Here is a 13499-nt window from a genome sequence, read left to right as displayed (position 1 = left end):
TGCCTATGTCGTCACGGAGCAAGATGTTCGGGCTCGGAGCAGAGTCGGAGTTGGCGCCGTCGGTCCGGGCGTTCCGGACGACGCTGATGCTTGCGCAGAAGCTGCGCCACGAGATGGATGTGCGTCTTCGCGAGGACGGGCTCACGACCCAGCAGGCGGCCCTGATCACAGCGGTCCAGGCGATGGGGAAGCCGTCGCTGGCCGAGGCGGCGGCCGCCCTGGGGAGCACGCATCAGAACGTCGCGCAGATCGTCGCGGCCCTGCAGCGCAAGGAGTTGCTGCAGGTCGAGCCGGATCCCGCGGACCGTCGCCGCAAGTTGCTATCGGCAACGAATCACAGCGCGGACTACTGGCGTGAGCGCGATGCGGGTGACTTCGCCGCCGTCGCCGACTGGTTCGCCGACCTCAGCCCGGACGAGCTCGAGACCTTCTGCGAGCTGTCCGACCGCGTGATCGCGAGACTCGACCGTGCTTAAGGCCGCGCTCGGCAGTACGGCGTTCTTCTTCGCCGCGCCGTGTGTGGTGGGTGGAGTGATTCCGTGGGCGGTGAGTGGGTGGGCTGCGCCGCGGTTCTGGCCGGGCTTGGTCGTGGTCGCAGCCGGGGCGTTCGTCGTACTGCGGGCGTTTGTGCGGTTCGTGCTAGAAGGGCGGGGGACGCCGGCGCCGGTCGCTCCAACGGAGGAGTTGGTGGTCGGCGGTGACTACCGCTTCGTCCGCAACCCGATGTACGTCGGCGTGGTGACCGCGATCCTCGGGCAGGCGTTGCTGTTTCTCGATCTGCGGGTGCTGGCGTACGGCGTACTCGCGTGGGCCGTGATGGCGGCGTTCGTGCGGTGGTACGAGGAGCCCGTGCTGCTCCAGCGGTACGGCGCGCAGTACGACCCGTACCGCCGGAGCGTGCCGGCGTGGGTGCCGCGGTTCAGGCGCTGATGCTGTTGCCGTCCTTGTCGCGGAAGATGGTGAGCGGGATGGGACCGCGGTGGAGGATGTGCGGGATGTCGGCCCAGGGGAGCAGCGGCTCGGTGGCGTTCAGGTTGCGGAGGCGGTCGAGCGCCTTGTCCGACGGGGTGGAGAGAGTAGCGACGGTCGCGGGGCTGTAGGGGAGGTAGTCCTCGGCGGGCTGCGGACGGAACTCCGGGTCGTGGCGCTTCATCAGGATGCAGGTGCGCTCCGGATCGAGCAGTTCGGCGTCGACGGTCCAGTAGGAAAGGCCGCCCGGTCCGACCCGGCCGGACTCGCGCAGGGCGTCGAAGATCGGCGCGGGGTGGACCGGCGAGAGGAAGACGACGTCGGCCCAGCGGCAGCCGAGTGGCGGCACCGGGTTGTCCATCGCCGCGGGGCGGTAGGCGTACTTGCGGGCCTCGCGCTCGTAGAGGTCCGGGTGGAGGTCGCGGAGCACGTTCATCGGGAGGACGGCGGTGCCGCGGAAGCCGCGGATGGCGGCGCGGTACAGGAGTGTCTGCATACACGAAAGCCTCCGAACGGCGGAAGGTCCGCTACCGGAGGCTGCGTAGTCATTTTATCAGTCCGAAGGGGTCATGGCTGCCCGTTCAGGCAACTTTCTGCAGGACTGCAAGATTTCAGGGTTAATAGTTTGCAGTGAGTGCAAGTTTGTTTCTAGTCTGGTCCGGTGAGGCACGCAGAGGGTGGGTTGCGGGAACGGAAGAAGCGGGAGACGCGGGCGGCGCTGGCCGAGGCCGCGTTGCGGCTCGCCCTGGACAAGGGCCCGGACAACGTCACGGTCGAGGAGATCGCCGAGGCCGCGGACGTGTCGGTGCGCACCTTCTTCAACTACTTCCCGCACAAGGAGCACGCGATCCTCGGGCGCAACCCCGAGCATCTCGAGCGGGCGCTGGACCGGATGCGGACCGCGCCGGCCACGGAGTCCCCGCTGACCACGATGTGGTTCGTCGTCGACGACGTACTGCGGGATCTCGAGCGCGAGGGTGAGTTGTCGCGGCGGGGCGAGCTGATCATGTCGTCGCCGAGCCTGGTGTACCAGCTGATGATGTCCAGCTTCGAGGACGAGCGCCTGCTGACCGCGGGGCTGGCCGAGCGGATGGGTGAGCCGGCCGGATCGGTCCGTGCGGCGCTCATCGTCAGCGCCGCCGGTGCGGCTTGCCGGGTCGCGATGGAGCTGCACAAGAGCGCACCGGACCGGTCCGTCCGCGACCTCGTCGCCGAAGGGTTCCACGTACTCGCCGCGGGCCTCGACCCCGGCTTCGCCCCGACCGTGCCTGACGAGACCAAGACCAACCACACCATGCCCGAAGAACAGGAAGGTCCCTCATGACGACGACCTCTTCGCCCACGCCCGAATCGGCGCCGGGTGAGGTCACCGAGAACATCACTACAACGTTGAGCCCGAGGCAGACCATCCAGGCCATCTCGGGCCTGATGATGGGCATGTTCGTGGCGATCCTGGCCGGCACCGTGGTCTCGACCGCGCTGCCGCGGATCATCCACGACCTCGGCGCCAGCCAATCGTCGTACACCTGGGTCGTCACCCTCGAGTTGCTCACCATGACGGCCACCGTGCCGTTGTGGGGCAAGCTCGCCGACCTCTACAACAACAAGCTGCTGGTGCAGCTCTCGCTGTGCTTCTTCGTGGTCGGCTCGCTGGTGGCCGGCTTCGCCCCGAACATCGAAGTACTGCTGGGCAGCCGGGTCCTGCAGGGGCTCGGCGCCGGTGGCCTGACCGCCTTGGTGCAGATCGTGATGGCGGCGATCATCCCGCCGCGTGAGCTCGGCCGGTACTCCGGCATCTTCGGCGCGATCTTCGCCTCGGCGACCGTCGGCGGACCGTTGCTCGGCGGCTTCCTGGTCGACTCACCGCTGGGCTGGCGGGCCTGCTTCCTGATCGGCGTGCCGTTCGTGCTCGCCGCGATCGTGCTGCTGCAGCGCACGCTGAAGCTGCCGACGGTACGCCGGGACGTGCGGATCGACTGGTGGGGCGCGTTCCTGATCACCGCCGGAGTGAGCACGCTGCTGGTCTGGTCGTCGTTCGCGGGCAACAAGTTCGAGTGGGCGTCGGCCTGGAGCTTCGTGCTGGTCGCGGTGGCCCTGGCGCTGCTGGTGACGGCGGTGATGGTCGAGCGCAAGCACCCGGAGCCGATCATCCCGATGGATCTGTTCCGCAACCGCACGGTGACTCTGTCGATCGTCGCCAGCATGCTGGTCGGTGTCGCGATGTTCGGCGGGTCGGTGTTCCTGGCGCAGTACTTCCAGATCGCGCAGGGGTACTCGCCGACCAAGGCCGGGCTGATGAGCCTGCCGCTGATCCTGGGCATGATGGTCGCGTCCACGATCGCGGGTGGGCTGATCACGAAGTACGGCAAGTGGAAGATCTACCTGGTGACCGGCAGCGTGCTGCTGCCGATCGGGCTGGCGCTGTTCGGCACGATCGACGCGCACACGTCGAAGTACATGCTGTGGGGCTTCATGGTGGTGCTCGGTGTCGGGATCGGTCTGGTGATGCAGAACCTGGTGCTCGCGGCGCAGAACGACGTACCGGCCAAGGAACTGGGCGCGGCCACGTCGGCGGTCAGCTTCTTCCGCAGCATGGGCGGCACGATCGGGGTCAGCGTGCTGGGCGCGATCCTGGCCAACAAGGTCACCGAGACGCTGAACCCGGGCGGCGCGTCGTCCGGCGGCAGCAACGCGGTGCCGAACATCGCGGAGCTGCCGGAGCAGGTTCGGACCGTGGTCGAGAACGCGTACGGCGCGGCGACCGCCGACCTGTTCACGATGTCGGTGCCGTTCGCGGTGCTGGCGCTGGTCGCGGTCCTGTTCATCAAGGAGAAGCCGTTGCTGACCACCTCGGGTGCCGAACGCCGCGCCACAGAGGAAGCCGCCCAGGACGAGGTCTGAGCTGGCAAGCTGGGACGCATGATCGTTGCATTCAGCATCAGCCCTTCCGGCGGTGACGAGACCGGAGGCGTGAGCCAGGCGGTGGCCGAGGCCGTCCGCGTGGTCCGCGCCTCCGGCCTGCCGAACGAAACCAACGCGATGTTCACCAACATCGAAGGCGAGTGGGACGAGGTGATGGCCGTGGTCAAGCAGGCCGTCGATGCAGTCGCCGCCGCTTCGCCGCGGGTGAGCCTGGTGCTGAAGGCAGACATCCGGCCCGGGTACACCGGCCAGCTCACCGCGAAGGTGGAGCGGATCGAGCAGGAGCTAGCCGACTGAGTTCAGGATCCGGATCACGTCGTCGTACCGGTTCTCGCGCTCGGCGTCGCGGAGGAAGCGGACCCGGTCGACCAGGATCTCGTCGGCGTCCGGCTGGGTCTGGAACAGGCTGACCGACTCGTCCAGGTACTCGTCCAGCGGCATCCAGTCCGGGTCCGGTTCGCGGCGCATCAGCTGGGTCTGGACGGCCGGCGGGACCAGTTCGATCACCTGCAGACCGGTGTCCGCGAGCTGGATCCGCAGGCTCTGCGTGTAGCTGTGCACGGCCGCCTTGGTCGCGCTGTACGTCGGCGTGTCCACCAGCGGGACGAACGCCAGCCCGGACGAGACCGTGACGATCGCGGCGTCGGGCTGCTTCAGCAGGTACGGCGTGAACGCGGTGATGGTCCGGATCGTGCCGAGGAGATTGATGCCGATCGTCTCCTCGCTCGTCGCGAGGTGGGCGGGATCGTGCAGATCCTCGATCCGCATGATGCCGGCCATCGTGACGACGACGTTGACGTCCGGGTGCTTGCCGGTGACGGTCTCGAAGGCCGCGGCGATCGAGTCGGGGTCGGCGACGTCGAGGGTGATGCCCTCGATACCGTCCTCCGTGGCGATCCGGTCCAGCAGGTCCTGGCGGCGGCCACTGATGATCACGGTGTTGCCGAGGTCGCGGAACTTCCGGGCCAGGCCGAGGCCGATCCCCGACGTACCGCCGGTCATGAAGATGGTGTTGCCTGTGGTTCTCATGTCTCCAGGCTGCGATCGGATGCCGACGGCAACCAGGCTCGGCTCAGCCTCTGCTCGGCAAGCAGTGGATAACGGCGGCTGGTCCGGGACACTGGAGACATGGAGTACGCCGACCTGTCCGATTTCTTGCGTAAGCGCCGCGAGGCCCTGCAACCCGAGGATGTCGGGATGCCTCGCGGCCGGCGCCGTCGTACGCCGGGACTCCGCCGCGAGGAGGTCGCCGCGCTGGCCTCGATGTCGGCCGACTACTACAGCCGGCTCGAAGGCGGCCGGGGTCCGCAGCCGTCGGCCGAGATGCTGGGCTCGATCGCCCGCGCGCTGCGGCTGACGCTGGAGGAGCGCGACCACCTGTACGTGCTCGCAGGGCACGGTACGCCGCCTCGGACGACGGGGACCTGCCACGTCGACCCGGGGATGCTGCGGATCCTCGACCGGCTGCAGGACACGCCCGCGATGCTGGTCAACCGGTGCGGCGAGACGCTCGCGCAGACACCGGCGCATGTCGCGTTCGCCGGCGAGCAGACCAACTACGAAGGCATGGCGCGGAGCGAGTTCTACCGCTGGTTCGCCGACCCCGACTCGCGCTATCTGTACCGCGAACCCGAGATGTCCACCCACAGCCGGATGCTGGTCTCGTGGCTGCGCTCGGTCGCCACGGCGGACGGTCCCAAGTCGTACGCCGCCTCGATGGTCCGCGCACTGCGGAAGCTGAGTCCGGAGTTCGACGAGCTCTGGGACGCGCACGAGATCGGCATCGCGCACAGCCGGACCAAGCGCTTCCAGCACCCGGTCGTCGGCGAACTCGAACTGTACTGCGAGGTGATCGACAACCGGGACCAGCAGCAGACCCTGGTGGTCTTCACCGCCACCCCGGGGAGCGAGAGCGCGGACAGGCTCGAACTGCTGGCGGTGCTCGGAAGTCAGGCGCTCGATCCGGCCCACTGAACCGTCCGCCGCCGGCCGAGGTAGTAGGCGAACGCGGCAGTCGGGAAGAACATGACGATGCCGTAGACCGCCACCGGGATGGACATCTGGCTGTTGTCGAGCAGCGCCGGGCTGAGCGCGATGGTGAGGGCGAGGGTGGCGTTGTGGATGCCGATCTCCATCGAGCAGGCGATCGCCTGCGGCTCACCCAGCCGGGCAAGCTTCGGTACGACGTATCCGATTCCGAGGCTGAGGACGTTCAGCAGCAGGGCTACCACGCCGACCGCCGCGATGTAGTCGAGGACGTTCGCGCGCTCGGTGTAGATGGCGGCGAAGATCACCAGCGCCAGCACGAGGATCGAACCCAGCTTCACCGGCCGGGTCATCCGCTCGGCGAACCCGGGCCACCTGTTCCGTAGCAGCATGCCGATGCCGACCGGGACCAGCACGATCGCGAACACCTGCAGCATCTTCGCGGGCTGCAGCCCGATCTGGCCCTCGCCGAGGAAGTGGTCGAGCGACAGGTTGACCACGATCGGCAGCGTGATCACCGCGAGGACGGAGTTCACCGCGGTCAGCGAGACGTTCAGGGCGACGTCGCCGCCGGCCAGGTGGCTGAAGAGGTTCGCGGTGGTGCCGCCGGGGGAGGCGGCCAGCAGCATCATGCCGGCGGCGAGCGCGGGTTCGAGGTCGAACAGCGTCACCAGCCCGAAGCAGATCAGCGGGAGCAGGATCACCTGGGTCCCGAGCGCGATCAGGACGGCCTTGGGCATCCGCAGGACCCGGGCGAAGTCGGCGACGGTCAAGGTCAGGCCGAGGCCGAGCATGATGATCGCGAGCGCGATCGGCAGCAGGACCGAGGTGAGCACGGAGTCGTTCATCGAGCGCTCCTTCCGGGGCCGGTGGCTCAGGGTGACAGCGTGCCGGGCGGGCGGCAAGAGGTCGTTGGTTCCGGAAGCGGCAGAGCCTTTACCGGACTTACGTCGTGAGTTAATTTAAGTGCTGAAATTTCATGCACACCGCCCCGCCGGAAGGACCGCCCCATGCTTTCCGATCGCTTTCGCCTGCCCGCAGTCCTGCTCGCCATCGCGTTGCTGCTCAGTGGCCTGACGACCACCGCAACCGCTCAAGTTCAAGCGAACTTCAATGTGCTCGCCTTCTACAGCGGCACCTGGGATGCCGCGCACATCGACTTCGAGAAGGAGGCGAACCAGCGCTTCCCGCAGTTCGGGGCGCAGCACGGGTTCAACTACACCGCGACCAGCAACTGGGACCAGTTGAACAACCTCAGTGCCTCGCAGTACCAGGTGGTGATGTTCTTGGACGACTCGCCGCACACCGACGCGCAGCGGACCGGGTTCCAGCGGTACATGGACAACGGCGGCGCGTTCTTCGGCTTCCACGTGTCGGCGTACAACGACGCGAGTGGCGGCTGGCCGTGGTTCAACAACACGCTGCTCGGGACCGGCCGGTTCCAGTCGAACACCTGGGGTCCGACCGCCGTCACACTGAGGGCCGAGAACCGTTCGCATCCGTCGCTGGTGAACACAGGCGCGACGTTCCGGTCCTCGGTGAGCGAGTGGTACAGCTGGCAGAACGACCTGCGGAACAACCCGAACATCCAGATCCTGGCGTCGATCGACCCGTCCAGCTTCCCGGTCGGCACCGACCCGGCGCAGACCTGGTACAGCGGCTACTACCCGATCATCTGGACGAACAAGAACTACAAGATGATCTACGCCAACTTCGGCCACAACGCGATGAACTACGAGACCAACACCCGGCTCTCGTCGACCTTCGACAGCCCGGCGCAGAACCAGTTCATGATGGACGCGCTGAAATGGCTGGCCGGCGCCGGTACGACGCCGCCGGTGGACCAGCCGTCGCCGACCGTCTGGTACAAGGTCTCGAACAAGGCCAACGGCAAATGCGTCGACGCCCGGGCCGCCGGCGTCGCCAACGGCACGGTGATCCAGCAGTACAGCTGCAACGGCACGCAGGCACAGCAGTTCCAGTTCCAGCCCACGTCGGGCGGCTTCACCCGGGTGAACAACCGCAACGACGCGAGCAAGGTGATCGACGTGACCGGGGTGTCCGCCGCCGACAACGCCGGGCTCCAGTTGTGGACCTACAGCAACGGAGACAACCAGCAGTGGCAGGCCGTCTCCGAAGGCAGCGGCTACTTCCACCTGGTCAGCCGCCACAGCAGCAAGTGCCTGACCGTCCCCAACGGCTCGACCGCCGACAGCACCCAACTCGTCCAACTCACCTGCAACGGAGGCACGGCACAGTCCTTCCTGCTGACGATGGTGTGACCCATCGACTAGGTTGCCGCGCATGAGAATCCTGCGTGTGGCCGCTGTTGCGGCAGGAGGTCTGCTGTTGATGTCTCAGCTCGTGCCGGCTCAGGCGAGCACCGGTTCCTCGCACCACTCGCCGTCGTACCAGTGGAAGGCGACACCGACCGGGAGTACCGCGCAGTTCCGCGGGCTGGCCGCGGTCAGCAAGGATGTCGCCTGGGTGGGCGGGTCCGAAGGGACGGTGCTGCGGACCGTCGACGGCGGGCGGCACTGGCAGAACGTCAGCCCGCCTGGTGCGGAGGCACTGCAGTTCCGCGACGTGGAGGCGTTCGACGCGAAGCGCGCGGTGGTGCTGTCGATCGGGACCGGCGAGGACTCGCGGGTGTACCGGACCGCGGACGGTGGCAAGACCTGGACCGAGACGTTCCGCAACACCGATGCGAACGCGTTCTACGACTGCTTCGCCTTCAACGACAGCCGGCACGGCCTGGCGTTGAGCGATCCGGTCGACGGCAAGTTCCGGATCGCGGCGACGTCGGACGGCGGCAAGTCGTGGAAGGTCCAGTCGAACGAAGGGATGCCGGCTGCGTTGCCCGGTGAGTTCGCGTTCGCGGCCAGCGGGACGTGCCTGATTGCCGGACACGGCCGGACGGCCTGGTTCGCGACTGGCGGCGGCGACCGGCCGCGCGTGTTCCGGACCTTCGACGGCGGCCGGCACTGGAAGGTCTCGGACTCGCCGATGGCCAGTGGCGCGGCGGCGGGCATCTTCAGCCTCGCGTTCCGCGGTCCGCTGTTCGGCGTGGCGGTCGGCGGTGACTTCGAGAAGCCGACCGAGGCGGTGAAGGCCGCATCGGTCACGTACGACGGTGGACGCACTTGGAAGTTGGTGCCCGCGGACAAGGCGCCCAAGGGTTATCGGAGTGGATCGCACTTCGTGCCTTGGTCGCCCGCTACCGTCATCGCGGTAGGCCCGTCCGGCAGCGACGTGAGCTTCGACGGCGGGCGCAGCTGGAAGCAGTTCTACGACGGCAGCTTCGACAGCGTCGAGTGCGGCGGTCACGGCGCCCAGGCCGGCTGCTGGGCCTCCGGCGCAAAAGGCGCGGTCGCGCGACTCGTGCACTGACGTTCACACCGGCGACACTCGCTGATAGCGCGGGTGTCGCCGGTTTTCCGGAAAGATGGGTGCATGCGTAAATTGCTGACCGTGCTTGTGGGGCTGCTGATGGTGGTACCGACCGTTGCCGCGGCGCAGCCCGCCGCCGGCCGCCCGGGCCGGCCGTTGACGGTGATGACGTACAACATCCACCACGGCGCCGGCATCGACGGCGTCCTCGACCTCGAGCGGATCGCCAAGCTGATCGAGCAGTCCGACGCCGACGTGATCGGGCTGCAGGAGGTCGACCGGCACTGGGACGTGCGGAGCAACTGGGTCGACCAGCCGGCCTGGTTCGCGCAGCGGCTCAACATGCACTACGGGTACGCCGCCAACCTCGACCTGCCGCCGTTGAACCCGGGCGAGCCGCGGCGCCAGTACGGTACGGCGATCCTGTCGAAGTACCCGATCAAGGACTTCACCAACACCCTGCTGCCGCTCTACCCGACCGGTGAGCAGCGCGGGCTGGCGGTCGCGACGGTCAAGGTCCGCGGCGCCGAACTGCGGTTCGCGAACACGCACCTGACCAGCAACAACAACGCGGAGCGGCTGGAGCAGGCGCAGAAGGTGGTCGAGCTGCTCGGTACGTCGAACAAGCCGACGCTGCTGGTCGGCGACCTGAACGCGACGCCGGAAGCGCCCGAGATCAAGACGCTGACCGCCGTACTGAACGACACCTGGACCGACGTGGGAGTCGGCCCGGGCTACACGATCGAGGCCGGCAACCCGACCAAGCGGATCGACTTCCAGCTGCACAGTCCGCAGCTGGTGCCGACGAAGGCGTCGGTCCCGGTCACCCCAGCCTCCGACCACCTACCGGTGCTGGCCTCGTTCACCCTGCACTGACCGCCCCAGACCCCTACGGCGTCCATCGGCCTCGGCCGGTGGGCGCCGTTTTCGTGCTCCCAGCAGCGGCTCGACTACGGCTCGTATGAAATTACAAGCTTGTAGTTTGTCAAGCCGACACGCAGGTGAAACAAAGTTACTTGTGTGAAAGCTGTTCCCAATGGGGCTGCAGGCAACTAGTGTCACGTATGAGGTCCAGAAGGACCAAAAGTTCACGAACCCTGGGGAAGGGGTTCGTGACCGGCGGAAGGAACGACCTGATGCGGACCCCCTCGCGGGCCAGGTCCGGCGGACGGGTCGCGGGCACTGGGAAGACCGGCAGGGCGCTGCTCTCCGGGGTGCTCGCGGTCTGTCTGGCCGGCTCGATGGCCGTCAACCCGATCCAGGCCGAAGCCGCCAAACCGAAGCCGCCCGTGATTCCGTCGAAAGCCGCGGTCGAGAAGGCCAAGCAGGCCGCCGCCGCTAAGGCCGGCCAGGTGGCCGGGATCGAGCAGCAGCTCTCCGCGGCCAGCGCGCGGCTCGAGCAACTGGGTGTCGCGTCGGGGATCGCGGACGAGGCTTACAACGGCGCTGTCTACAAGTTGCAGCTGGCCAAGACCGAGGCGGCCGCCGCGGCGGCCCGTGCGGCCAAGGCGCAGAAGACACTGACGACCCAGCGACAGCAGATCGGCCGGTTCGCCGCGGCGTCGTACCAGGGTGGTGGCGACGTAGCGAAGATCGCGCCGCTGTTCACCGCCGCGGGACCGCAGGAGCTGCTCGACTCGGCCGGCGCGGCGCGCTCGGTGTCGACCGCGATGCAGGGGTCGTACCTGCGGTATACGGCGAGCCAGGTCGTCACGAATCTGTTCAAGGTGCAGGCCGACCAGGCGGTCGCCAAGGTGAAGAAGGCGACCGACGAGGCCGCCGCGGCGAAGAAGGCGGCCGAGGCCGCGGAGGCTGCGCAGGCCGCGGCGGTGACCGCAATGGGCGTCCAGCGCAAGCAGGCGATCGCCCAGCTCGCCGTTCTGCAGAACACATCGATCCAGGTGGCCGCCCAGCGGCAGCGGGGACTCGAGGAGCTTGCGCGCCAGCGAGCCGCCGCTCTCGCCGCGAAGAAGGCTGCCGAACTGCGCCGCAAGATCGCCGCCCGGGAGGCCGCCGAGCGGGCCCGGGAAGCGGCTGAGCGGGCCCGGGAAGCGGCCGAGGAGGCGCGGGAGGAACGCCAGGAGCGGGAAGAGGCGAAGAAGAACCACAGCAAGAAGCCGCCGAAGCACAAGCCGGACCGGCCCAGCCGGGGCAACAACGGCGGCTCCCGCAAGGGCGCTCAGGCGGCGATCGACTTCGCGCTCTCGCAGCTCGGCGACATGTACCTGTGGGGCGGGACCGGGCCGTCGCGATGGGACTGCTCCGGACTGATGATGGGCGCCTGGAAGCGGGCCGGCGTCCAGTTGCCGCACTACAGCGTCGCGCAGTACGAGCAGGTCCGGCGCATCGACGAGGACGAGTTGCGGCCCGGCGACCTGATCTTCTGGTCGGTCAACCCGGACGACCCCGGCACCATCCACCACGTCGCGATGTACCTCGGCGACGGCCGGATGATCCACGCACCGCGGACCGGCAAGCCGGTGCAGATCGACAGCGTCTACTACTGGGAGCCGCCGGACTTCTTCGGCCGCCCCTGACAGGTGTCCCCGGCAACCATCAGGTGCCGGGGACCTTCACTCTCTAGACCAGCCGGTGTCCGCCGTCGGCGTGCAGGACGGTGCCAGTGATGAATCCATTGCGCAGCAGGGCGATGATCGCGTCCGCGATGTCCTTGGTCCGGCCGATCCGGCCGGCCGGGAGGCGGGCGGCCATCGCGGCCAAGGTGTCCGCGGCCGCGTCGCCGGCGACGTCCTGCCAGATCGGGGTGTCCACCCAGCCGGGGGACACCGCGTTGACGCGGACCGGAGCCAGCTCGACGGCGAGTGCCGAAGCGAGTGACGCGAGTGCGCCGTTGAGTGCGGCGACCAGCGACGCCCTCGGCCCGGGCCGGTACGCCGCGATGCCCGAGGTGAACACGATCGAGCCGCCCGGTTCGAGTGCCGGTGCGCCGTGCTTGGCGAGCAGCAACGGGCCGAACAACTTGGAGTCGACCGCGGATCGTGCCGCGTTCACGTCGTACTCGCTGATCGGCTGGTAGGCGCCGCTGACGTCGGCGGCGGTGGTGACGATGTGGCTGACCTTGCCGGTGGTCGCGAAGAGCCGCTCGATGTCCTCCTCGACACCGATGTCCACGGCAACGGTCCGTACGCCGAGTTCCCTGCGTACTGCGTCGAGTCTGTAGGTGGAGCGGCCGGCGACGGTCACTTCGCTGCCTTGGGCAACCAATTCCGCGGCGAGCGCGCGGCCCATTCCGGAGCCTCCGCCGACGATCACGACATGTTCTGTTGACTGCACTCTTTCTCCTTCGCTGGTTGACTTCGAGCCAACCAGCGCGGGAGTCAGGCTTCCACGACTTGTTGCCTAACTACCGTTAGGCCCGGGCTAACGGTCATGGCCCGGAGCACCGGGTTGTGCGAGTCGGTCCGCCAGATCGCGGCGTACCGGGCGATCAGCGGGCGGCCGCACAACGGTCGCCACACCACGTCGGGCGTCGCGGCGCGGCGGGAGCCGAGGCTGATCGCGTCCCGACGCACGAGCAGGGCGGAGCGGAGCTGGGAGTGGCTCATGCTGATGTCGCTGAGCCTGATCCGGTCGCCGAGTCGGCGGAGGGCGTCGTCGTAGAACTCCGGTGCGGCGGCGCGGGGGATCCAGATCAGCTCCAGTCCGGCGAGGTCGTCGAGGGTGAGCTCGGCGCTGGACGCGAGTGGGTGCGAGGCCGCCAGCAGTACGCCGAGCTCCTCCTCGGCCAGGTGCTCCGACGTCATTGCTGCAGGCAACGTCAAGGGTGTGCGGACCAGGCCGAGGTCGATCTCGCCCGCGGTGAGCATCCGGACCTGATCGGTGGTCGTGCCGGCCTCCAGGGTGACCGTGCTGTTCGGGAAGCGTTCGGTGGCGAGCTGTTCGAGGGCCGCGGGCAACCATCCCGGGATGCCGTTGAGCAGGCCGAGCCGGAGTACGGGTTCGTCCAGGCCGGCGGCCCGGCGGGTGTCCTTCAGTGCCAGACCGGCCGCCTGGATCGTCTCGCGGGCGCGGGCCAGGAAGACCTGGCCGGCGGGCGTGAGCTCGACGCCACGGCTGTGCCGGATCAGCAGCGTGGCGCCGACCTCACGTTCGAGTTGCTTGATCTGCTGGCTCAGTGTCGGCGTGGAGATGTACAGCCGCTCGGCGGCGCGGCCGAAATGCAGTGCCTCCGCGACGCCCACGAAGTACCGCATCTGCCGAAGCTCCACCCG

Annotated in this window: 15 protein-coding genes; 10 read left to right on the top strand and 5 right to left on the bottom strand. The window is 68.2% G+C overall.

Going from position 1 to position 13499, the window contains the following annotated elements; all coding sequences use genetic code 11:
- The first annotated feature begins 5 nt into the window (after nucleotides 1-5).
- Together ACGFH6_RS06145 and ACGFH6_RS06140 are read left to right on the top strand one after the other, a co-directional pair.
- The gene (locus ACGFH6_RS06145; RefSeq protein ID WP_393380908.1) at nucleotides 6-476 is read left to right on the top strand and encodes a MarR family winged helix-turn-helix transcriptional regulator; all 471 of its coding nucleotides are present in this window, start codon (nucleotides 6-8) and stop codon (nucleotides 474-476) included.
- The gene (locus ACGFH6_RS06140) at nucleotides 469-930 is read left to right on the top strand and encodes a methyltransferase family protein (protein WP_393380906.1); all 462 of its coding nucleotides are present in this window, start codon (nucleotides 469-471) and stop codon (nucleotides 928-930) included. The genes ACGFH6_RS06145 and ACGFH6_RS06140 overlap by 8 nt, the downstream gene beginning before the upstream one ends.
- Here ACGFH6_RS06140 and ACGFH6_RS06135 read toward each other — a convergent pair.
- Nucleotides 920-1465 carry a hypothetical protein gene (locus ACGFH6_RS06135; RefSeq protein ID WP_393380905.1) on the bottom strand — a complete coding sequence of 182 codons (546 nt, stop codon included), beginning with the start codon at nucleotides 1463-1465 and terminating at the stop codon, nucleotides 920-922. The two genes, ACGFH6_RS06140 and ACGFH6_RS06135, sit on opposite strands and share 11 nt — an antisense overlap.
- 165 nt (nucleotides 1466-1630) lie before the next feature.
- Between ACGFH6_RS06135 and ACGFH6_RS06130 the strand changes: the two genes are divergently transcribed.
- Genes ACGFH6_RS06130 through ACGFH6_RS06120 form a run of 3 tightly spaced genes read left to right on the top strand, consistent with a single transcriptional unit; the run spans nucleotide 1631 to nucleotide 4188 of the window.
- Nucleotides 1631-2293 carry a TetR family transcriptional regulator gene (locus ACGFH6_RS06130; protein ID WP_393380904.1) on the top strand — a complete coding sequence of 221 codons (663 nt, stop codon included), beginning with the start codon at nucleotides 1631-1633 and terminating at the stop codon, nucleotides 2291-2293.
- The gene (locus ACGFH6_RS06125; protein ID WP_393380903.1) at nucleotides 2290-3870 is read left to right on the top strand and encodes an MDR family MFS transporter; all 1581 of its coding nucleotides are present in this window, start codon (nucleotides 2290-2292) and stop codon (nucleotides 3868-3870) included. The genes ACGFH6_RS06130 and ACGFH6_RS06125 overlap by 4 nt, the downstream gene beginning before the upstream one ends.
- Before the next feature lie 18 nt (nucleotides 3871-3888).
- Nucleotides 3889-4188 carry a thiamine-binding protein gene (locus ACGFH6_RS06120; protein WP_329482473.1) on the top strand — a complete coding sequence of 100 codons (300 nt, stop codon included), beginning with the start codon at nucleotides 3889-3891 and terminating at the stop codon, nucleotides 4186-4188.
- Here ACGFH6_RS06120 and ACGFH6_RS06115 read toward each other — a convergent pair.
- Nucleotides 4177-4920 carry an SDR family oxidoreductase gene (locus ACGFH6_RS06115; protein WP_393380901.1) on the bottom strand — a complete coding sequence of 248 codons (744 nt, stop codon included), beginning with the start codon at nucleotides 4918-4920 and terminating at the stop codon, nucleotides 4177-4179. The genes ACGFH6_RS06120 and ACGFH6_RS06115 overlap by 12 nt on opposite strands.
- A 99-nt stretch (nucleotides 4921-5019) precedes the next feature.
- On the opposite strand from ACGFH6_RS06115, the gene ACGFH6_RS06110 reads away from it, so the two are divergent.
- Nucleotides 5020-5865 carry a helix-turn-helix transcriptional regulator gene (locus tag ACGFH6_RS06110; RefSeq protein ID WP_393380900.1) on the top strand — a complete coding sequence of 282 codons (846 nt, stop codon included), beginning with the start codon at nucleotides 5020-5022 and terminating at the stop codon, nucleotides 5863-5865.
- Here the strand turns inward: ACGFH6_RS06110 and ACGFH6_RS06105 are convergent.
- Nucleotides 5841-6725 carry a bile acid:sodium symporter family protein gene (locus ACGFH6_RS06105; protein ID WP_393380898.1) on the bottom strand — a complete coding sequence of 295 codons (885 nt, stop codon included), beginning with the start codon at nucleotides 6723-6725 and terminating at the stop codon, nucleotides 5841-5843. The two genes, ACGFH6_RS06110 and ACGFH6_RS06105, sit on opposite strands and share 25 nt — an antisense overlap.
- A gap of 162 nt (nucleotides 6726-6887) precedes the next feature.
- Here ACGFH6_RS06105 and ACGFH6_RS06100 point away from each other — a divergent pair, with 162 nt between their 5' ends.
- The 4 genes from ACGFH6_RS06100 to ACGFH6_RS06085 all read left to right on the top strand — a co-directional run bounded on the left by ACGFH6_RS06100 (nucleotide 6888) and on the right by ACGFH6_RS06085 (nucleotide 11804).
- Nucleotides 6888-8159 (top strand): RICIN domain-containing protein, encoded by a 1272-nt coding sequence (locus ACGFH6_RS06100; RefSeq protein ID WP_393380896.1) that lies wholly within the window; start codon nucleotides 6888-6890, stop codon nucleotides 8157-8159.
- A 22-nt stretch (nucleotides 8160-8181) separates the two neighbouring features.
- Nucleotides 8182-9267, top strand: coding sequence for a WD40/YVTN/BNR-like repeat-containing protein (locus ACGFH6_RS06095; protein ID WP_393380894.1), 1086 nt, complete (start codon nucleotides 8182-8184; stop codon nucleotides 9265-9267).
- A 63-nt stretch (nucleotides 9268-9330) separates the two neighbouring features.
- On the top strand, nucleotides 9331-10143 hold the full coding sequence (locus tag ACGFH6_RS06090; RefSeq protein WP_393380893.1) for an endonuclease/exonuclease/phosphatase family protein: 813 nt from the start codon (nucleotides 9331-9333) through the stop codon (nucleotides 10141-10143).
- A gap of 260 nt (nucleotides 10144-10403) precedes the next feature.
- Complete coding sequence (locus tag ACGFH6_RS06085; protein ID WP_393380891.1) at nucleotides 10404-11804, top strand: C40 family peptidase; 1401 nt, start codon at nucleotides 10404-10406, stop codon at nucleotides 11802-11804.
- Nucleotides 11805-11847: 43 nt separating this feature from the next.
- Here ACGFH6_RS06085 and ACGFH6_RS06080 read toward each other — a convergent pair whose 3' ends face one another.
- Complete coding sequence (locus tag ACGFH6_RS06080) at nucleotides 11848-12561, bottom strand: SDR family oxidoreductase (RefSeq protein WP_393380889.1); 714 nt, start codon at nucleotides 12559-12561, stop codon at nucleotides 11848-11850.
- Between the two features lie 44 nt (nucleotides 12562-12605).
- Complete coding sequence (locus ACGFH6_RS06075) at nucleotides 12606-13496, bottom strand: LysR family transcriptional regulator (RefSeq protein WP_393380888.1); 891 nt, start codon at nucleotides 13494-13496, stop codon at nucleotides 12606-12608.
- Between the last annotated feature and the right edge of the window lie 3 nt (nucleotides 13497-13499).

Origin of the sequence: Kribbella sp. NPDC049227 (assembly GCF_043197265.1) — a bacterium.
In the GTDB taxonomy this organism is placed as follows: Bacteria; Actinomycetota; Actinomycetes; order Propionibacteriales; family Kribbellaceae; genus Kribbella.
The sequence above is the reverse complement of the archived record's forward strand: the minus strand, read 5'-3'. Positions and strand labels throughout refer to the sequence as shown.